General features: G+C 69.3%; 15 protein-coding genes. 4 read left to right on the top strand and 11 right to left on the bottom strand.

The genetic code is table 11. From position 1 onward, the window contains the following. Positions 1-28: 28 nt before the first annotated feature. The gene (locus VFK57_13880) at positions 29-1,411 is read right to left on the bottom strand and encodes a sigma-54 dependent transcriptional regulator (GenBank protein HET7696798.1); all 1,383 of its coding nucleotides are present in this window, start codon (positions 1,409-1,411) and stop codon (positions 29-31) included. Then, a complete protein-coding gene (locus VFK57_13875) occupies positions 1,408-1,584 on the bottom strand; it encodes a hypothetical protein (protein ID HET7696797.1) in 177 nt (58 codons plus the stop codon). The genes VFK57_13880 and VFK57_13875 overlap by 4 nt, the downstream gene beginning before the upstream one ends. A gap of 100 nt (positions 1,585-1,684) precedes the next feature. On the opposite strand from VFK57_13875, the gene VFK57_13870 reads away from it, so the two are divergent. Beyond that, positions 1,685-2,803 carry an ATP-binding protein gene (locus VFK57_13870; GenBank protein ID HET7696796.1) on the top strand — a complete coding sequence of 373 codons (1,119 nt, stop codon included), beginning with the start codon at positions 1,685-1,687 and terminating at the stop codon, positions 2,801-2,803. Next, positions 2,796-3,413: a response regulator transcription factor gene (locus tag VFK57_13865; protein HET7696795.1), complete on the top strand. Its 618-nt coding sequence runs from the start codon at positions 2,796-2,798 to the stop codon at positions 3,411-3,413. Before VFK57_13870 ends, VFK57_13865 begins: the two co-directional genes overlap by 8 nt. Positions 3,414-3,434: 21 nt before the next feature. Here VFK57_13865 and VFK57_13860 read toward each other — a convergent pair whose 3' ends face one another. Next, complete coding sequence (locus tag VFK57_13860; protein ID HET7696794.1) at positions 3,435-3,794, bottom strand: helix-turn-helix transcriptional regulator; 360 nt, start codon at positions 3,792-3,794, stop codon at positions 3,435-3,437. An 8-nt stretch (positions 3,795-3,802) separates the two neighbouring features. After that, complete coding sequence (locus VFK57_13855; GenBank protein HET7696793.1) at positions 3,803-6,442, bottom strand: ADOP family duplicated permease; 2,640 nt, start codon at positions 6,440-6,442, stop codon at positions 3,803-3,805. 81 nt (positions 6,443-6,523) lie between these two features. On the opposite strand from VFK57_13855, the gene VFK57_13850 reads away from it, so the two are divergent. Both VFK57_13850 and VFK57_13845 read left to right on the top strand, forming a co-directional pair. Then, on the top strand, positions 6,524-6,862 hold the full coding sequence (locus VFK57_13850) for a helix-turn-helix transcriptional regulator (protein ID HET7696792.1): 339 nt from the start codon (positions 6,524-6,526) through the stop codon (positions 6,860-6,862). Next, positions 6,859-9,456 carry an ABC transporter permease gene (locus VFK57_13845; GenBank protein HET7696791.1) on the top strand — a complete coding sequence of 866 codons (2,598 nt, stop codon included), beginning with the start codon at positions 6,859-6,861 and terminating at the stop codon, positions 9,454-9,456. Before VFK57_13850 ends, VFK57_13845 begins: the two co-directional genes overlap by 4 nt. A gap of 58 nt (positions 9,457-9,514) precedes the next feature. Here the strand turns inward: VFK57_13845 and VFK57_13840 are convergent, their stop codons facing one another. The 7 genes from VFK57_13840 to tig all read right to left on the bottom strand — a co-directional run bounded on the left by VFK57_13840 (position 9,515) and on the right by tig (position 18,227). Further along, the gene (locus tag VFK57_13840; GenBank protein ID HET7696790.1) at positions 9,515-10,360 is read right to left on the bottom strand and encodes a M23 family metallopeptidase; all 846 of its coding nucleotides are present in this window, start codon (positions 10,358-10,360) and stop codon (positions 9,515-9,517) included. 72 nt (positions 10,361-10,432) lie between these two features. Further along, positions 10,433-11,806 carry a transcription termination factor Rho gene (gene rho, locus VFK57_13835; GenBank protein ID HET7696789.1) on the bottom strand — a complete coding sequence of 458 codons (1,374 nt, stop codon included), beginning with the start codon at positions 11,804-11,806 and terminating at the stop codon, positions 10,433-10,435. After that, positions 11,776-12,375 (bottom strand): ribosome biogenesis GTP-binding protein YihA/YsxC, encoded by a 600-nt coding sequence (gene yihA / locus VFK57_13830; protein HET7696788.1) that lies wholly within the window; start codon positions 12,373-12,375, stop codon positions 11,776-11,778. Before yihA ends, rho begins: the two co-directional genes overlap by 31 nt. An 18-nt stretch (positions 12,376-12,393) precedes the next feature. After that, entirely contained in the window at positions 12,394-14,772 is a 2,379-nt protein-coding gene (lon, locus tag VFK57_13825) for an endopeptidase La (protein ID HET7696787.1), read from the bottom strand. Positions 14,773-14,970: 198 nt separating this feature from the next. Then, the gene (clpX, locus tag VFK57_13820) at positions 14,971-16,221 is read right to left on the bottom strand and encodes an ATP-dependent Clp protease ATP-binding subunit ClpX (protein HET7696786.1); all 1,251 of its coding nucleotides are present in this window, start codon (positions 16,219-16,221) and stop codon (positions 14,971-14,973) included. Positions 16,222-16,233: 12 nt separating this feature from the next. Next, positions 16,234-16,839, bottom strand: coding sequence for an ATP-dependent Clp protease proteolytic subunit (locus VFK57_13815; GenBank protein ID HET7696785.1), 606 nt, complete (start codon positions 16,837-16,839; stop codon positions 16,234-16,236). 74 nt (positions 16,840-16,913) lie between these two features. Further along, positions 16,914-18,227: a trigger factor gene (tig, locus tag VFK57_13810; protein HET7696784.1), complete on the bottom strand. Its 1,314-nt coding sequence runs from the start codon at positions 18,225-18,227 to the stop codon at positions 16,914-16,916. Positions 18,228-18,562 lie beyond the last annotated feature (335 nt).

Genomic DNA, 18,562 nt, shown 5'->3' with positions numbered 1-18,562 from the left:
CGTCTCCGCGTCGCGCCGCGTTGGCCGATCACGGCCGCGGCCCCTCCACGAGACGGTGCCGTTCGAGGCGGCGATACAGCGTGCGGCGGCTGATTCCCAGCCGCCGCGCCGCCGCCTGCTTGTTGCCCTTCACGTCGGCGAGCACGCGGATGATGTGCTCGCGCTCGACCTGGTCGAGGTCCTGCGCCGGCGACGGCGCGGGCGCGGCCAAGGCGGGGGCCGGCACCTCGCGCACCGCCGGCATCACGCCGGCGACGTCGCGCTCGGTCAGCACGTGCCCCTCGGCGAGCATGCAGGCGCGCTCGAGCACGTTGCGCAGCTCGCGCACGTTGCCGAGCCACGCGCCGGACATCAGGATCTGCTCGGCCCCCGGGCTGACGCCGTCGATCGGCTTGTCGAAGCGGCCGGCGAATTCCTTGACGAAGGCGGCGGTGAGATACGGGATGTCCTCGCGCCGCTCGCGCAGCGGCGGGACGTGCAGCTCGACGACGTTCAGGCGATAGAAGAGGTCGCTGCGGAACCGTCCGGCATCCGTCTCGACGCGGAGATCGCGGTTGGTCGCCGCGACGATCCGCACGTCCACCCGCTTCGGCTGCAGCGATCCGACGCGCTGCACCTCGCCGGTCTCGAGAACGCGGAGCAGCTTCGCCTGCACGCTCGGCGGCAGCTCGCCCACCTCGTCGAGGAAGAGGGTGCCGCCGTCCGCCGCCTCGAACAGGCCCGCCTTGTTGTCGGTCGCCCCGGTGAAGGCGCCGCGCGCGTGGCCGAACAGCTCGCTCTCGAACAGCGTTTCGACGACGGCGGAGCAGTTGACGGTGGCGAAGCGCTTCGCCCGCCGCGGACCGAGATCGTGGATGGCGTGCGCGATCCCTTCCTTGCCGGTGCCGGTCTCGCCGCTGATCAGTGCGGTGCGCGCGTGCGGCGCGATCCGCCGCACCAGTCCGAACAGCTGCTGCATGACCGGGCTGCGGCCGAGCATCCCGCACAGCTCCAGCCGTTTCGCGGTCGCTCCCTCGCTGCTCAGCAGCTCGGCGCGCCGGGCGGCGTCCTCGCGGGCGTCGAGCAGCAGCTGCCGCAGCCGCGCGAAATCCAGCGGCTTCGTCAGGTAATCGAGCGCCCCCAGCTTCACCGCCTCGATCGCGCTCTCGACCGAGGCGTGTCCGGTCATCAGGATGACGCCGCATTCCGGCTGCACCTGGCGGATCGCCCGCAGCACCTCCATGCCGCCGAGCTCGGGCATACGCAGGTCGACCAGCGCCGCGTCGGCGCGCTCGTGCGACAGCATCGCCAGCGCGGCGCCCGGCTTGTCGTGCAGGATCGTGCGATACCCGGTCGGTGCGACCGCCCGCTCGATCAGCGTCAGCATCCCCGGCTCGTCGTCGATGACGACGAGCACCGGTGCGGCGCTCACGGCTCGTCGTCCTTGCCGCTGACCAGGGTGAGCGCGGCCCGCGCCGCCTTGACGATCTCTTCGACGTCGCCGCGACGCGGATCGTCCGCCGCGTCCTGCAGCAGCAGCTCGGCGTAGCCGAGGATGATCGCGAGATGGTTGCGCAGCGCGTGCTCCACGTCGGGTGCGTTCATGAATGGGATGGGTACGGTTCCTCCGGGAACGCCCCTTGATCCTATCGGCCGCGCGGTATGACTCGGTATCAGCGTTTGTCTTACAATTCGAAGTTCACGGATGACTGCTGCTCTCACCAGACGCGCACGGCCCGAGTCCGCCGGCGAGCGGTACACCGCGGCCCTCGACTCGCTCACGGCCGCGCTCCAGGACGGCGTCATGGCGGAAACAGACGACGGCCGCGTCGCTGTCGTCAATCCGGCGTTCTGCCGCATGTTCGGCATCCCGCATCCGTCGCACGCGGTCGGGCGCCAGGCGGAGGCGCTTCGTGAGGAGCTCTGGGGCAACCTCATCGCCGACGTCGAGAGCTATCGCGCGCTGACGCGCCGGCTGCGCGACCGCCGCGAGCCGCAGCTCGGATACGAAGTGCGGCTGACCGACGGGCGCGTCATGAGCCGCGACTACGTTCCGCTCGACGGCCCGAAGGGGAGCGTCGCCCACCTGTGGCACTACCGCGATATCACGACCGCCAAGGATCTGGAGCGCCGACTGCGTCAATCCCGCACACAGCTGCGGCAGTTCGCGGCGCATGCGGAGCAGCGCCGCGAGGAAGAGCGCCGGCAGCTCGCCCGGACGCTGCACGATGAGCTCGGCCAGCTGTTTTCGAGCCTGCGGCTGGAGCTCGGCGCGGCGATCGCGGCGTTCAGGGAAGCGGCGGCGCCGGAGATGCGGCCGGTGGTCGATCGCCTGCAGGCGGCGGCCGGGCTGACCGACGTGGGCGTGGCATCGCTGCGGCAGCTCACCACGTCGCTGCGGCCGCCGATCCTCGATCACCTGGGGCTGCTTCCGGCGATCCGCTGGGAAGCGTCGATTTTCAGCAAGCGGACCGGGATTCGGACGCAGGTTCGCGCCCGACCGGCGTCGATGGCGTTCGACGAGGCGCAGGTGACCGCCTTGTATCGCATCCTGCTGGCGGCCCTCGACAACATCGCGCGGCACGCCGGCGCCGGCACGGTGTGGATCACCCTGTCCCGGCAGCGCGGCGTCACCATGATGGAGATCCGCGACAACGGCCGCGGGATCACCGAAGCGCAGATCGCCGGCCCGAACACGATGGGGCTGCTCGGCATGCGCGAGCGTGCGCTGGCGCTCGGCGGCGAAGTGCGGATCACGCGCGGGCCGCGCAGCGGCACGCGGCTGCTCGTCATCCTCCCCGACGGAGACGCCGCGGGTGCGTAGGGTGCTGCTGGTGGACGACCACCCGATCGTGCGTGAAGGGATCGCGCGCATCCTGGCGCTGCGCATCCCCGGCCTGCAGATCGCGGAGGCCGAGGACGGCCCGCGGGCGATGGAGCAGCTGCGTCAGTCCGCCTTCGATCTCGTGCTGCTGGATTTGACGCTGCCGGGCGACAGCGGCCTGTCGCTGCTGCGCCGCCTGCGGCGCGAGTTCGTGGTGCCGATTCTGGTCGTCAGCATGCATCCCGTCGATCAGTTCGCGCAGCGGGCGCTGCAGGCGGGCGCCGCCGGCTACGTTGCCAAGGACAGCGATCCCGACGAAGTGATCCGCGCGGTGAGCACCGCGCTGGCCGGCGGCCGCCACGTTCCGGCGGAACTGCAGGAAGCGGCCCGGCTCGAGGAAGCGCCGCCGCCGCACGGGGCGCTCTCGGATCGCGAGTATCAGGTGCTGCGGATGATCGGCGCCGGGCGCACGGTCTCCGAGATCGCCACGGAGCTGGGCCTGAGTGTGAAGACCGTCAGCACCTACCGCGCGCGCATCCTGGAGAAGCTGCAGCTTCGCACCAGCGCCGAGCTCATTCACTACGCGGTCGTCAACAAGCTCGTCTCGTAAGCGGCCGGGCGTGGTGCCGCGTCACGACGTCCAGCGCCGGGCCAGCGCGCGCGCCGACGCGTCCGTCACGATCGATTGCAGCCGCTCCAGCTCGGCGGCGAGCACGCGCCCGCCCAGCGGCGTGATCCGGTAATAGCGCCGCCGCTCCTCCCCCTCGTCGGCGGGGGATCGGTGGTCCGCTTCCGCCACCAGGCCGCCGGCGAGCAGCCGCTTGATGACCCGATAGAGGTTGCCGGGATCGAGGACCACCAGACCGTTGGTGTGTGCCGCGATTGCCTGGACCAGTCCGTAGCCGTGGCGATCTTCGGAGGCGAGCGCCAGCAGCAGCTCGAGGTCGACCGGTTTGAGCGGCAGGAAGTCGTGCGCCTTGGCCCGCGTCATCGTTCGCCTCACTCGGTGCGCAGGATCGTCAGCGGATCGGCCTGCGCCGCGCGCCGCGCCGGCAGATATGCGGCGAGCGCCGCGGTGAAGACGAGGATCGCCGCGGCGGCGACGAAGGCGCGCGGATCCAGCGGACTGACGCGCACCAGGTAGGCGGCGAACAGCCGCCCGGCCAGCACTGCGCCGACAAGACCCAGGGCCACGCCCAGCGCGCCGAGGCGCAGCTCGCGCGACACCACCAGCCAGATGACGCTGCGGGCGTCGGCGCCGAGCGCAATCCGGACGCCGAGCTCGCGCAGACGCAGCCGCACGCCGTACGAGACCAGGCCGTACAACCCGATCGCGGCCAGCAGGAGACCGGCGGCGCCGAGAATGCCGGTGACGAGCGCGGCGACCCGCTGCGGAAACAGCACGCCGGCGATCTCGGTGCGCAGCGCGCGTACGGCAGGCCGCGGCAGCTGTGCGTCGATCGCCAGGACCTCCGACTCGATCAGCGACGCCTGCGGCGGACCCCCCGTCCTGGAGCGGACGACGATCGTGCGCACCGTTTCTCCGGCGGGCATCGGCAGGTAGAGGAACGCGACCGCCCCTTCCGTCAGGCTCCCGTAGCGCGAATCGCGAGCCACGCCGATCACCGTCGTCGATCGGCCGTGAGCGTGCAGCGTGCGCCCGATCGCATTGGTATCCCCCCACGCGCGCCGCGCGAGGGTCTCGTTGACGATCGCCGTGTCCGCGGCGGCAGTGTCGCCGGCCGCGAAGTCGCGCCCCGCGACGAGCGGGATGCGCAGCGTGTCGAGGTAACCGGCAGTGACGTTGGCCGTGCGGACCGGCAGCCGCAGCGCGGAGCCGTCCGCCGCCCGATCGACGGTCACGACCGTTCCCGAGTCCGCGAACGTCAACGGCACCATGTTCCCGAATGCGACGCGCTCGACTGCCGGAGACGATTCCAGCCGCCGTCGGAGGGTGTCGTAGAAGCGGCGGCCCCGCGCCGGGTCGTAGCCGTACGCCTCCGTGTTGAACGGCGCGACCGCGACGCCGCCGGACTCGAACCGGGGATCGAGCGCCGCGCCTTCAGTGACGGACCGGATGAAGAGCGCCGCCGCCGTCAGCAGCACCAGCGAGCACGCCATCTGCGCGACGACGAGCGCGCCGGAGACGAACGTGCGCCGTCCGGCGCCGGCCGAGTCGGCGCGCAGCAGCGCCCCGGGATTGCGTCCCACGCCGCGCAGCGCCGGGCCGGCGCCGAAGATCGCGCCGGCGAGGAGCGACACGCCGATCGAAAACAGCAGGACGCGCCAGTCGGGCGAGATCTCCAGCGTCAGCGCCGCGTCGCCGGGCAGCGGCAGCCGCTCCAGCGCACCGGTCGCCGCCGCGGCGAGCGCGCAGCCGCCGGCCCCGGCGAGCAGGAACAGCGCCAGCGTCTCGGTCAGGAGCTGCCGGACCAGCCGTCCGCGGCTGGCGCCAAGCGCGACGCGGACGCCGATCTCGCGGCGCCGGGCCGCCGCGCGCGACGCGAGGAGCGACGAGACGTTCGCCCCGGCAATCACGAGGACGAGCGTCGACGCGCCGAGCAGGACGGCGCCGAATCCCAGCAGCGCGCGCCGCGCGTCGTCGGGCAGTCCCGTCAGCGGCGTCACCCGCATGGCGGTGTAGCGAGGGAAGTCGCCGCTGGATGCCGCCCAGCGTTCCGTCAGCGTCGACAGTTCGGCGCGAGCCATCGTCGGCGTGACGCCGGCGCGCATTCTCCCGAAGACGAACAGCCACGGGGCGCGCTCGAGATCCCGGCCCGCTCTCACGTGCGGCTGCATGGCGAGCGGGACCCATGCATCCAGCTTCAGCGGGGTGAAGACGCCGTGGAACCCGGGCGGGGCGACGCCGATCAGGCGATAGGGACGGCCGTTGACCGTCAGCTCGCGGCCGATCGCCGCGGGATTCGCGTTCAGCTGCGAGGTCCAGAAGTCGTGCGACACGACGATCACGGGATGCGCCAGCGGGATCGCATCCTCCTCGGGAAGGAAGAAGCGGCCCGCCTCGGGGCGGAGGCCAAGTACGGTGAAGTAGTTGCCGCTGACGATCGTGCCGGCTACGGAATGCGCCGGCCCGCCGCGTGAAATGGTCAGCGCAACGCGGCTCCATGCGGCGGCGCCGTCCAGCGACTGCGTGCTGCCCGCGAGGTAGCGGTAGAACCCGTAGGACGCGGAGACGCCCTCGCTCGAATCCGGCGTACGGCGATCCACGAGGATCAGCCGATCGCCGTCCGTCGTTCCGGGCAGCGGCCGGAGGACGATGGCGTTCAGCGCGCTGAACACGGTGGCCACACCGCCGACGCCGACGGCCACCGCGGTCACGACCAGCGCCGTGAAGAGCGGAGCGCGGCTGAGGAGCCGGCCAGTCAGGCGGACATCGGTGAGGAGGGTCTCGTGCCAGGGCAGCCCGACCTCGCCCGCGCGGCCGGCCTGCCGCTCCCGCCAGGCCGCGGCCGTCATCCCGGTGATGGTCCGCCACCAGAACGCCGCCGTCGCGGCCACGCCGGTCTCGCGGGCGGCTCGATACTGGTCCGCCAGTACCGACCGCATTTCGTCGCCGAACGCCTCCCGGAACGCGCGCGGGAAGAGCCTCAGCAGGAGCAGGAAGACGCGCGGCGCCATATGGTTAGTTTAACCATACGCGGACGACGCCGGCCGGGTTCCGCGGAACCGGCGGTTGCGGTTTTTCGTTATAGTAGAAAAATGACGAAGCGCGGCTATCTCGGCGACCTGGAAGAGATCGTGCTCCTGGCGGTGGCGCGCTGCGAGCCGGAGGCCTACGGCATGCGCATCCGGGAGGAAATCGACGCGCAGTCCGGCCGCAGTGTCGCCATTGGCGCGGTGTACGCGTCACTCGAGCGGCTCGAAGACAAGGGGTACATCACGCGCGTCACGCCTCCCGAGACGGCGACGCGCGATCCTCGAGCCCGCCGCTTCTTCGCAGTGACGGCCGCCGGCGCGAGGGCCGCCGAGGACACCGCCGCGCTCCGCGAGCGCATGTGGCGAGGGCTGCGGCTTCGGCGGCAGGGAGGACAGTCGTGATCGGGTTGGCTCGGTGGCTGCTGCGGCGCGCGCTGCCGGCCGACGCGCGTGACGCCGTGCTCGCGGAACTGGACGCCGAGTATGCGGCGGCGCGCACACGCCACGCGGGCCGCGGCGCGACGGCGTGGTACTGGCGCCAGGTGGGCGGATCGCTGGTCCCGGCGCTCGGGATGCGGCGGCGGCGGCTGACGCGGCTTGGCGCCGACGCGCTCCAGGACGCGCGCGTCGGCGTTCGGTCCATGCTCCGGGCGAAAGCCTTCAGCGCCGCGGCCGTCCTCACGCTCGCGCTCGGCATCGGCGCGACCACGGCGATGTTCACGATCGTCGACCGCGTGCTGCTCCGGCCGCTGCCGTATGCCGCGCCGGAGCAATTGATCCGGATCTGGTCTGCGAACCCGCGCGGCATCCCGCGCAACCAGATCTCTCCTCCCGACTTCTTCGACTGGCGCGACCAGGTGCAGGGGCTGACGGCGCTCGCCGGGTTCAGCGTGCTGGACGCGACGATCACCACCGGCGGCGAGCCGCAGCGTCTCGCCGCGGCCTCGGCAACCGCCAACCTGGTGGACACGCTCGGCGGCACGCCGCTCCTCGGGCGCTGGTTCGCCGCCGCCGAGACCGCGGGTCAGGGGCAACCGGTCGCCGTGATCGGCGAGGCGCTGTGGCGGGAGCGATTCGGCGGCGATCCCGCCATCCTGGGGCGCGCGATCGCGATCGACGGCACGCCGCGCACCGTCGTCGGCGTCATGCCGCGGACGTTTCACATTCCGGGCACCGCCGAGCGCCTGTGGCTGCCCCTCGCCGACGCCTGGCGGACGCTGCCGCGCAACGCGCGCTATCTCGGCGCAGTCGGACGCCTCGCCCCTGGCGTCTCCACCGACAGCGCCCGAACCTCGCTGGCCGCCGTGGCCGCGCACCTCGCCGCCACCTATCCGGATGCCGACCGCGGCTGGGGCGTGACGGTGGTGCCGCTGCGCGATGCGGTGATCGGCGATGTCAGGCGGCCGCTGGTCATGCTGCTCGCCGCCATCATCGCCGTTCTCGCCATCGCGTGCGCCAACGTGGCCAGCCTGCTGCTGGCGCGCGGCGTCGCACGGAGACGCGAACTGGCGATCCGCGCGGCAGTCGGCGCCGGCGCCGGACGCCTCGTCCGCATGCAGGTCGTCGAAGCGACGACGGTGGCGCTTGCCGGAGGGGCGTTGGGCATCCTGCTGGCGTGGTGGTTGATCGCGCTGGTGCCGGAGATGCGGCCGCTCGGCCTGCCGCTCACCGATCGGATCGCACTCGACTGGCGCGCCCTGGTCGCGGCAACGGGGCTGACGCTCGGGAGCGCCGTGCTGACCGCGGTCTGGCCGGCATGGAAAGCCGCACGTCCGGCGGTCGGCGCGCTCGCCGGTGGAGGCCGATCGACCGGCAACGACGTTCGCATGCGCCAGGCGATCGTGGCGGGGCAGATCGCGGTGGCGACCGCGCTGGTGTCGGCGGGTCTGCTGCTGATCGTGAGCGTCGAGAAGCTCACGCGGGTGCCGACCGGCTTCGACGCCGACGCGACGCTGCTCGCCGACATGGCGCTGCCGTCGGTCAGATATCCGCGCGACGCACAGTCCCCGTTCTACGACCGTCTGCTCGAGCGGGTGCGTGCGCTGCCCGGCGTGCGCTCGGCGGGCGCCGGCGGTCCGCTGCCGCTGTCGGGCCTCGACGGCCTGCTGCGGTTCCTGCTCACGATCGAGGGGGTTCCGGCTCCCGGCGATCGCACGCAGCGCGCCTACCTGCGGTGGGCCACGCCGGAGTACTTCCAGGCGATGGGCATCCGCCTGGTTGCCGGACGCGGGTTCACTGCGGCGGATCGCCCCGGCTCGACGCCGGTGGCGGTCATCGACGCCGAGCTGGCGCGCCGCTACTTCCGCGACGGCACGCCGATCGGCCGCCGCGTGCGCACGCCGATCGATGGGCCGAACTGGCGCGTCGTGGTCGGCATCGTCGCCGCGGTGCGGCAGAGTACGCTGGAGCGGGAGGAAGAGCCGCACCTCTACGTTCCAGAGGCGCAGACCCCGAGCGCCGAGCTGACGCTGGTGGTCCGGAGCGATCGCGACGCGGCGTCGATGGCCCCCGCGATCCGCGCCATCCTCCGCGAGATGGATCCGGAACTGCCGCTGTCGAACGTGCGTTCGTCGCGCGATCTCGTCGCCGACGCGGCGGCGCCCCGCCGGTTGAGCGCGCAGCTGCTCGCTGCGTTCGCGCTCCTGGCGCTGCTGCTGACGCTGGTCGGCGTCTACGGCGTGATGTCGCAGATCGTGATGCAGTCGACGAAGGAGCTTGGCATCCGGCTCGCCCTCGGGGCGACGGAATCGCGGATCGTCCGCCTCACGGTGCGCCGCGCGGCGCGGATGGCAGTCCTCGGCGCCGGCATCGGCCTCGCGGCGGCGTGGCTGTCGGCGCCGGCGCTCAGCGGGGTGCTGTACGGGATCGCTCCGCGCGATCCGTGGACCCTGGCGGGCGCCGCGACGCTGATGGTCACAGCCGCCCTCGCCGCCGCGTACCTGCCGTCACGGCGCCTGCTGCGGCTGGACGTCGTCCAATCACTTCGAGATTCATAAAAAGCGAAAATCACGGACGCTGGAAGCCATCAGCGGGGAAGCTGGAAGCCGGCAGCCGTCAGCGCCCAGTATCCGGCCGGCCGAGCACATACATCAGCGACAGCGGATCCACGCGGGCGCCGTTGAGCCGAACCGTCCAGTGCAGGTGCGCGCCGGTGACGCGGCCCGTCGAGCCGACCTTTCCCACGATCGCCCCTGCCGGCACGAGGTCGCCGGGTTCGACGTCGATTTCCGACAGGTGCGCGAGGAGCGAGAACAGCCCCTGGCCGTGATCGAGCACGACGGTGTTGCCGGAGAAGTATCGATCCGCGGCGATCACGACGCGGCCGGCGTTCGGCGCCGCCACCGGCCGTCCCTCGGGGCTGAGGAAGTCCGCGCCGCCGTGCTGCGATCGTGGCTCGCCGTTGAAGATGCTATGGGTGCCGAACGCGCTGTTGGCGCGATCGGGAACCGGCCGCACGAATCGCGCGCTCCACAACCGATCGGGCGGAGAGGCGGCCCAGATCGCCGCGAGTTCCCCCGCTTCCCGCTCGATGCGGGCCTGCGCGTCCGGCGGCGGGTTGACCAGTGCGGGATCGACGGAGAGGCGGCGCGTCGGAAACGACCGCGCGCGGATGTCGAGGGGATGTGTGACCTGCGCCCCTCCGCTCGTGACGATCACGTCATGGCGGCCGGGTCGGGTCCCGAGATCGATCCCGATCAGCGCGCGCCACCCGTGCTCGCCCGCCGCATGCACCGGCCAGGTCACATCGAAGGCGCGGACCTCAACCGGCGCGCTGGCGCCGGCGACCGTCAGGACGACCACCTCCCCCGGCCGAAGCGCGCGAGCGGAGTGCCGGACCGTCAGCGAGGTCGCGGGGATCAGCAGAGCGATTGCGAGAAACGTGGTCGCACCCACACTCATCACCGCGTTACGCGTTACGCACTAGCACTGCGCACTACGCACCGCGCACCGCGCACTGCGCACCGCGCACTGCTACTTGCCGTTGGCCATCGACCCGAGGAATTCGCTGTTGCTCTTGGTCTTCGCCATCTTCGACAGCAGCAGCTCCATGCCCTCGACGGGGGAGAGCGGCGTGAGCACCTTGCGCAGGACCCAGGTGCGGTTGAGATCTTCCTTCGGGATGAGCAGCTCTTCCTTGCGGGTGCCGCTCTTCTGGATGTCGATCGCCGGGAACACGCGGCGATCGGCGAGCTTGCGATCGAGGTGGATCTCGAGGTTGCCGGTGCCCTTGAACTCTTCGAAGATCACTTCGTCCATGCGCGAGCCGGTGTCGATCAGCGCGGTGGCGACGATCGTCAGCGACCCGCCTTCCTCGATGTTGCGCGCCGCGCCGAAGAACCGCTTCGGCCGCTGCAGCGCGTTGCTGTCGACGCCGCCCGACAGCACCTTGCCCGACGCCGGGACGATGGTGTTGTAGGCGCGCGCCAGGCGGGTGATCGAGTCCAGCAGGATGACGACGTCCTTCTTGTGCTCGACCAGGCGCTTGGCCTTCTCGATCACCATCTCGGCGACCTGCACGTGCCGCTGCGCCGGCTCGTCGAAGGTGGACGAGATCACTTCCCCCTTCACCGAGCGCTGCATGTCGGTGACCTCTTCCGGCCGCTCGTCGATGAGCAGCACGATCAGGTAGACCTCGGGGTGGTTGGCGGTGATGCTGTTGGCGATGTTCTGCAGCAGCATCGTCTTGCCGGTGCGCGGCGGCGCGACGATCAGGCCGCGCTGTCCCTTGCCGATCGGCACCATCAGGTCCATGACCCGAGCCGACAGGTTGTCCGACGCCGCCTCCAGCCTGATCCGCTCCTGCGGATAGAGCGGCGTCAGGTTCTCGAAGAAGACGCGATCGCGGATGCGGTCCGGCGGCTCGAAGTTGACCGCCTCGACCTTGATCAGCGCGAAGTAGCGTTCCCCCTCTTTCGGCTGGCGGATCTGGCCGCTGACCGTGTCGCCGGTCTGCAGGTCGAACTTGCGAATCTGGGAAGGGGAGACGTAGATGTCGTCGGGACCGGGCAGGTAGTTGTAGTTGGGGGCGCGAAGGAAGCCGAACCCGTCGGGCAGCGTCTCGAGCACCCCTTCGGAGAAGAGGTTGCCGCTCTTCTCGGCGCGGCAGCGGAGGATCTGGAAGATCAGCTCCTGCTTGCGCATCCCGGTGGCGCCGGGCACGTCGAGCTGCTTGGCCACCTTGGTCAGTTCCTGCGTGCTCATCTCCTTGAGCGTCGCCAGGTCGACCTTGGTCTCGGGTGCCGGCCGCGCCGGGGCGGCGTCCGCGCGAGCCGAGTCCTTCGACTCCTTCGCGTCCTTTGCTTCCTTCGTGAGATCTACCGTACCAGTCTTGCTATCAGTGTCCACAGATCGTCCAGTCCTTCCCCGCTCGTCGCCGAGAGCGGCAGCGGGGGCATTCCGAGTTGCCGTTCCAGTTCCCTCAGGTTCCGCACGCGCTCGCCGCGTGACAGTTTGTCGATTTTGCTCGCGATCGCCGCGCGCGCGACCGGCAGCGAGCGCAGCCAGGCCGCGGCCGCCAGGTCCGAGTCGAGCCCCGGATGCCGGGCGTCCACGAGATGGAGGACGCCCGCGATCGGCTGGCCGCCGGCGAAGTAGCGCTCGGCGATGCCGCGCAGCTCCGCCACGGACTCGCGTCCGCCGCGCGCGTAGCCGTAGCCGGGCAGGTCCGCGAAGCACACGGTCCAGCGGCCGGGACCGCCGGGGCCGCCCTCGGCCTCCACGCGATAGAGATTCGCCAGCCGCGTCTTTCCGGCGGCCGCGCTGGTGCGGGCCAGGTCGCGCTTCGTGAGCGCGTTCAGCAGCGACGACTTGCCGACATTCGATCGGCCGACGAGCGCGAGGTGAGGTACGCCGTCGCGCGGGATGCCTTCAGCGCTCGTGGCGCTCGTCACGAACCGGGCGTCCAGGACCTTCACCGAAAGCTGAGCGCCGGCTCAGTGCGAAATCGACGGCTGCTCCCCGGCGATCGCGTCGGTGCCGGGCGCCGGAATCGATCCGATCGGCTCGGCGAGCGCGATCTTCAGCACCTCGTCCATCGACTCGACCATGTAGACGTTCAGGCTGTCGAGCACGTTCTTCGGGATGTCGGCGAGGTCCTTCTCGTTCTCCCGCGGGACGACGATGGTCTTCAACCCCGAGCGGTGCGCCGCCAGGATCTTCTCCTTCAGCCCGCCGATCGGCAGCACCTTGCCGCGCAGGGTGATCTCGCCGGTCATCGCCACTTCCTTGCGGATCGGGATCCGCCCGAGCGCCGAGATGAGCGAGGTCGCCAGCGTGATGCCGGCCGACGGGCCGTCCTTCGGGATCGCCCCTTCCGGAATGTGGATGTGGACGTCGGTGGTGCGGTTGAAGTTCTTCGGGATGCGGTACTCGTCGGCCTTGGCGCGCACGTAGCTCATCGCCGCCTGCGCCGATTCCTGCATCACGTCGCCGAGCTTGCCGGTGAGCGTCAGCTTGCCCTTGCCGGGCATCAGCGTCGCTTCGATGGTGAGGATCTCGCCGCCCACTTCGGTCCACGCCAGGCCGGTCGCGACGCCGATCTCGTTCTTCTCCTCCGCCAGCGCCGAGCGGAACCGCGGCACGCCGAGGTACTCGGTCACCTTGGCGGCGGTGATCTCCATCGTGAAGCCCTTGCCCTCGGTCACCACCTTGCGCGCCACCTTGCGGCAGATCGACGCGATCTCGCGCTCGAGATTGCGCACGCCGGCCTCGCGGGTGTAGCGCGAGATGATGGTCGAGAAGGCCTCGTCGAGGAACACGATGTTGTCGCCGGTCAGGCCCGCCCCTTCGATCGCCTTCGGCGCCAGGAACTTCCGCGCGATCTCGATCTTCTCCTGCTCGGTGTAGCCGGCGAGCTGCAGCACTTCCATGCGGTCGCGCAGCGCCTGCGGGATGGTGTGCAGCACGTTCGCGGTGCAGATGAACATCACGTTCGACAGGTCGTACTCGACGTCGAGATAGTGGTCGAGGAACGCGTTGTTCTGCTCCGGATCGAGCACTTCGAGCAGCGCCGCCGACGGATCGCCACGGAAGTCCATCGACATCTTGTCGACTTCGTCGAGCAGGAACACCGGGTTCATCGTCCCGGCCTTCTTCATCATCTGGATGATCTGGCCGGGGAAGGCGCCGATGTAGGTGCGGCGGTGGCCGCGGATCTCCGCCTCGTCGCGCACGCCGCCGAGCGACAGCCGCACGAACTTGCGGTTCATCGCGCGGGCGATCGACTTGGCCAGCGAGGTCTTGCCGACCCCGGGAGGTCCGGAGAAGGTGAGGATGGTCGCCTTCGGCTTCTTCACCAGCGCGCGGACGGCGAGGAACTCGAGGATGCGGTCCTTGATCTTCTCGAGGCCGTAGTGGTCCTCGTTCAGCACTTCTTCGGCGCGCTTGAGGTCCCGGCTCTCCTTGGTCTTCTTCTGCCACGGGACGGCGATCAGCCAGTCGAGGTAGTTGCGCGAGACGGTCGCTTCCGCCGACATCGGCGGCATCGCCTCGAGGCGCTTCAGCTCCTGGATGGCCTTTTCCTCGACCTCCTCGGGCATCTTCGCCTGTTCGATCTTCTTCTTCAGCTCCTCGATCTCGTTCCCCTTCTCGTCCTTGCGGCCCAGCTCCTTCTGGATCGCCTTCATCTTCTCGTTGAGGTAGTACTCCTTCTGCGCCTTCTCCATCTGCTTCTTGACGCGCGACTGGATCTTGCGATCCACCTGGAGCTTGTCGACCTCCGCCTCGAGCAGGGCGGTGATGCGGTTGAGCCGCTCGATCGGCGAGATGATCTCGAGCAGGTTCTGCTTCTCATCGACGCCGACGACGAGGTGCGCCGAAATGGTGTCGGCCAGCTTGCCGGGATCGTCCACGCGGACGGCGGCGATCATCGCGTCGTAGTGCAGGTTGTTCGACAGCTTCACGTACTGCTCGAACAGCGACACCACCTTGGTCATCGTCGCCTCGGCGTCGACGCCGGATTCCTTCGGCTTCGGCACCACCTTGACGACGACGCGGTAGAAGCCCTTGTCTTCCTTCCATTCGACGGCGCGGGCGCGCTCGATCCCCTCGACCAGCACCTTGATGTTGCCGTCAGGCAGCTTCAGGCTCTGCACGATGTTGGCGACGCAGCCCATGGTGTAGATGTCGTTCGGCTGGGGCTCGTCGGTGGCGGCGTCGTGCTGCGCCGCGAGGAAGATGCGCTTGTCCTTGCCGAGCGCGTGCTCGAGCGCGCGCGTCGACGAGGGCCGTCCGATGACGAACGGCATCATCATGTGGGGGAACACGACCACGTCGCGTAACGGAACGATCGGGAGTGTCTCGTAGAGTTCCATGTCTTAATGCAGACTGCCGATTGCAGATTGCCGATCGACGGTTGACGATTGTTGAATGCCGATCGACGGATTGTCGAGTGCCGAATGGACCGCTGATTGTCGAGTACGACTGCCGATCGTCAATCGACCAATCCGTCGATCCCCAATCGCCAATCGTCAACCCTCGATCGGCAATCGCCAATCGGCCGCCGCCACTGACTACCCCGCCTTTTCTATCAGGGTAATCGGCTTTTCCTTGCTCAGCACGACTTCGCGGGTGATGACGCACTCGCGGACCTTCTTCTGGCCCGGCAGCGTGTACATCAGGTCGAGCATGAGCTCCTCGATGATCATGCGCAGGCCGCGCGCGCCAATCTTGCGGGCCAGCGCCTGTTCGGCGATCGCCTCGAGCGCGTCGTCCGTGAACTTGAGCTTCACGTTCTCGTACTCGAACAGCTTCTGGTACTGACGCGTGATCGCGTTGCGCGGTTGCGTGAGGATCTGCACGAGCGCCGCGCGATCGAGCTCGTGCAGCGTGCCCACCACCGGGAGGCGGCCGACGAACTCGGGAATCAGCCCGTACTTGATCAGGTCTTCCGGCTCCACCTGCTCCAGCGTGGTGCCGATGTCGCGGCCGGCGAGCGACTTGACGTCGGCCTTGAAGCCGAGCGTCTTCTTGCCGGTGCGGCGCTCGATCTGTTTCTCCAGCCCGACGAAGGCGCCGCCGCAGATGAAGAGGATGTTGGTGGTGTCGACCTGGAAGAACTCCTGGTGCGGGTGCTTGCGCCCGCCCTGCGGCGGCACGTTGGCCACCGTGCCCTCGCGGATCTTGAGCAGCGCCTGCTGCACCCCTTCACCCGAGACGTCGCGGGTGATCGACGGGTTCTCGTCCTTGCGGCAGATCTTGTCGACTTCGTCGATGTAGATGATGCCCTGCTGGCACTTCTCGATGTCCCCGCCCGCCGCCTGCAGCAGCTTGAGGATGATGTTCTCGACGTCTTCGCCGACGTAGCCCGCCTCGGTCAGCGTCGTCGCATCGACGATGGTGAAGGGGACCGAGAGCAGCTTGGCGAGCGTCTGCGCGAGCAGCGTCTTGCCGGTGCCGGTCGGGCCGATCAGCAGGATGTTGGACTTGGTGAGCTCGATCTCGTTGCGGCTGCGGGACTGCTTCTGGATCTCGATCCGCTTGTAGTGGTTGTAGACCGCGACCGCGAGCTTCTTCTTGGTCTGTTCCTGGCCGATGACGTACTCGTCGAGGAACTTCTTGATCTCCTGGGGCACGGGCAGGGAGGACCGGGCGCCGCCGCGCGCCTCGAACCGGTTGTCGTCCGCGATGATGTCGTTGCAGACCTCGACGCACTCATCGCAGATGAAGACCGTCGGCCCCGCAATCAGCTTGCGGACGTCATTCTGGTCCTTGTTGCAGAACGAGCAGCGCAGAATCTCGCCTTCGCCGTTCTTCTTTACCATGAGTGGTGAGCCCTAAGCCCTTTTTCGGATGACGTCGTCAATAATACCGTATTCCTTCCCCTGGTCGGCGCCCATGATGTAGTCCCGTTCCGTGTCGTCCTGGATGCGCTTGAGGGGCTGGCCGGTGTGGTCGGCGAGGATCTGATTGAGGCGCTCGCGGGTGCGGAGCAGCTCCCGGGCGTGGATGTCGATGTCGGTGGTCTGGCCGCCGAGCCCCTGCACCCACGGCTGATGGATGAGGATGCGGGAGTTGGGCAGCGAGAAGCGCTTCCCCTTGGCCCCGGCGGCGAGCAGCACCGCGGCGACCGAGGCCGCCTGGCCGATGCAGTAGGTCTGCACGTCGGGCTTGATGAACTGCATCGTGTCGTAAATCGCCATCCCGGCCGTGACCACCCCGCCCGGGCTGTTGATGTAGAGCAGGATGTCCCGATCCGGATCCTCGGCCTCGAGGAACAGCATCTGCGCGATCACGAGATTGGCGATGCCGTCGTCAATCGGCGTGCCGAGGAAGATGATGCTGTCCTTCAGCAGGCGCGAAAAGATGTCGTAGGCGCGTTCCCCGCGGTTGGTCTGTTCGACCACCATCGGGATGAGCTGCGAATGAGAAGAATGAGCCATGCGAAAAAGCGTCCGCGTGGAACGGAAAACGGCGACTCGTAAATTGCTGTGGGGAGCTCGGGACCGGACCTGTCTTACGTTTGTACGATAGTAGCACGCGACAGCAGGAAGTCAATCGCCCGCTCCCGCCGCAGCCCTGAGTACAACCGCCCGATGCCCCCCTCCTTCTCCAGCCTGGCGCGCACCGCCGCCGGCGTGCGGCCGGTCCGCTCGGCGTACTTCGCGATCTCCGCCTCGATCTCCTCGGGCGTGACCGCGATCTGCTCGCGCCGGGCCACCTCGTCGAGCACCAGCGCGCCGCGCACCGCCTCCGCCGCGGCCTCCTTCTGCCGCTCGCGGAAATCTTCCCAGTTGATGTTCGTCTTCATCGGGTCGATCTGCTGATCGATCAGCCGCCGGACGAACTCTTCGACCCGCCGATCGATCTCGCGCTCGAGCAGCGCCTGCGGCACCTCGAAGGCCACCCGCGCCGCCAGCTGCTTCATCAGGTTCGCGCGCAGCTCGCGATCCGCCTCGTGCCGGGCCTCGTGCTCGAGATCCTCCCGCACCCGCGCGCGCAGCGCGTCGAGCGACGCGAAGTCGCCGACGTCCTTGGCGAACTCGTCGTCCAGGTCGGGCACGATCCGCTTGCGGATCGCCTTCACCGTGACGTCGTACTTCACCGTCGTGCCGGCCAGTTCCTTGATCGCGTAGTCGGCCGGATAGGTGATGTCGAACGACTTCTCCGCCCCCGCCGTCAGCCCGGCGAGCTGCTCGTCGAAGCCGGGCGGGTTCGCCGCACCGCCGATGTCCACCGTCACGTTCTGGTGGTTGTCCGACTTCGGGCCGTGGTGATACTCGGTGGGATCGTCCCCCGAGTGATCGCCGCTCGCCGTGCGGACCAGATCCATCAGCACCGAATCGCCGTGCTCGACGCCGCGCCCTTCCACCGGCTCGTAGCGCGCCGCCCGCTCGCGCAGCCCCGCCATCGCGTCGTCCACCGCGGCGTCGCTCACCCCCGACGCCTCGCGCCGCAGCGAGATCGTCGCGTAGTCCCCCGGATCGATCGGCGGCACGGTGTCGAAGATCGCCGTGAACTTCAGCGGCTGCCCCTCTTCGACGACCACGTCGCGGATGTCGGGCGTGTCGACCGGCTCGACGCCGCGCTCGCGCAGCGCCTCGTCGACGGCGCGCGGGATCAGCCCGTGCGCGACGTCGTGGAGGATCTGGTCGCGGAACCGCTGCCGCACCACCTTGGCCGGCACCTTCCCCGGGCGGAACCCGGGAATCCGCGCCGCCTTGCTGTAGTCGCGCGACACCTTGTCGATCTCGGCGTCGACCACGGTGCTGTCGATTTCCACGACGAGGTTCTTGCGCGTCTCGTTGACGTCTACGATCTCAGTCTTCATCAGGAGATATCGGACCCTCGGGACGCGGACAGTCCCGGTTCTTCACGGAATGTCGCGGAAAATATGACCCTTTAGGGTATCACGGACGGGCGGGGGGGCTCGCTGCGCTCGCGGTCGGGCAGAGGGCCGGGAAGAGACTCCAGGGAAGAGACTCGCTTCGCTCGCAGTCGGGCTCAGGGCAGGGAAGAGACTCGCTTCGCTCGCTGTCGGGCAGAGGGCGGGGAAGAGACTCCAGGGAAGAGACTCGCTTCGCTCGCTGTCGGGCTCAGGGCAAGGAAGAGACTCGCTTCGCTCGCGGTCGGGCTCAGGGCAGGGAAGAGACTCGCTTCGCTCGC

It is taken from the genome of Vicinamibacterales bacterium (genome assembly GCA_035699745.1).
In the GTDB taxonomy this organism is placed as follows: domain Bacteria; phylum Acidobacteriota; class Vicinamibacteria; order Vicinamibacterales; family 2-12-FULL-66-21; genus JAICSD01.
This window is presented reverse-complemented; position numbering and strand designations above follow the sequence as displayed.

Bases quoted from the DNA above. Each gene is read 5' to 3' on its own strand.
- VFK57_13875 (HET7696797.1), bottom strand. From the start codon at position 1,584: ATGAACGCACCCGACGTGGAGCACGCGCTGCGCAACCATCTCGCGATC.
- VFK57_13870 (HET7696796.1), top strand. From the start codon at position 1,685: ATGACTGCTGCTCTCACCAGACGCGCACGGCCCGAGTCCGCCGGCGAG.
- VFK57_13860 (HET7696794.1), bottom strand. From the start codon at position 3,794: ATGACGCGGGCCAAGGCGCACGACTTCCTGCCGCTCAAACCGGTCGAC.
- VFK57_13855 (HET7696793.1), bottom strand. From the start codon at position 6,442: ATGGCGCCGCGCGTCTTCCTGCTCCTGCTGAGGCTCTTCCCGCGCGCG.
- VFK57_13850 (HET7696792.1), top strand. From the start codon at position 6,524: ATGACGAAGCGCGGCTATCTCGGCGACCTGGAAGAGATCGTGCTCCTG.
- VFK57_13840 (HET7696790.1), bottom strand. From the start codon at position 10,360: ATGAGTGTGGGTGCGACCACGTTTCTCGCAATCGCTCTGCTGATCCCC.
- lon (HET7696787.1), bottom strand. From the start codon at position 14,772: ATGGAACTCTACGAGACACTCCCGATCGTTCCGTTACGCGACGTGGTC.
- clpX (HET7696786.1), bottom strand. From the start codon at position 16,221: ATGGTAAAGAAGAACGGCGAAGGCGAGATTCTGCGCTGCTCGTTCTGC.
- VFK57_13815 (HET7696785.1), bottom strand. From the start codon at position 16,839: ATGGCTCATTCTTCTCATTCGCAGCTCATCCCGATGGTGGTCGAACAG.
- tig (HET7696784.1), bottom strand. From the start codon at position 18,227: ATGAAGACTGAGATCGTAGACGTCAACGAGACGCGCAAGAACCTCGTC.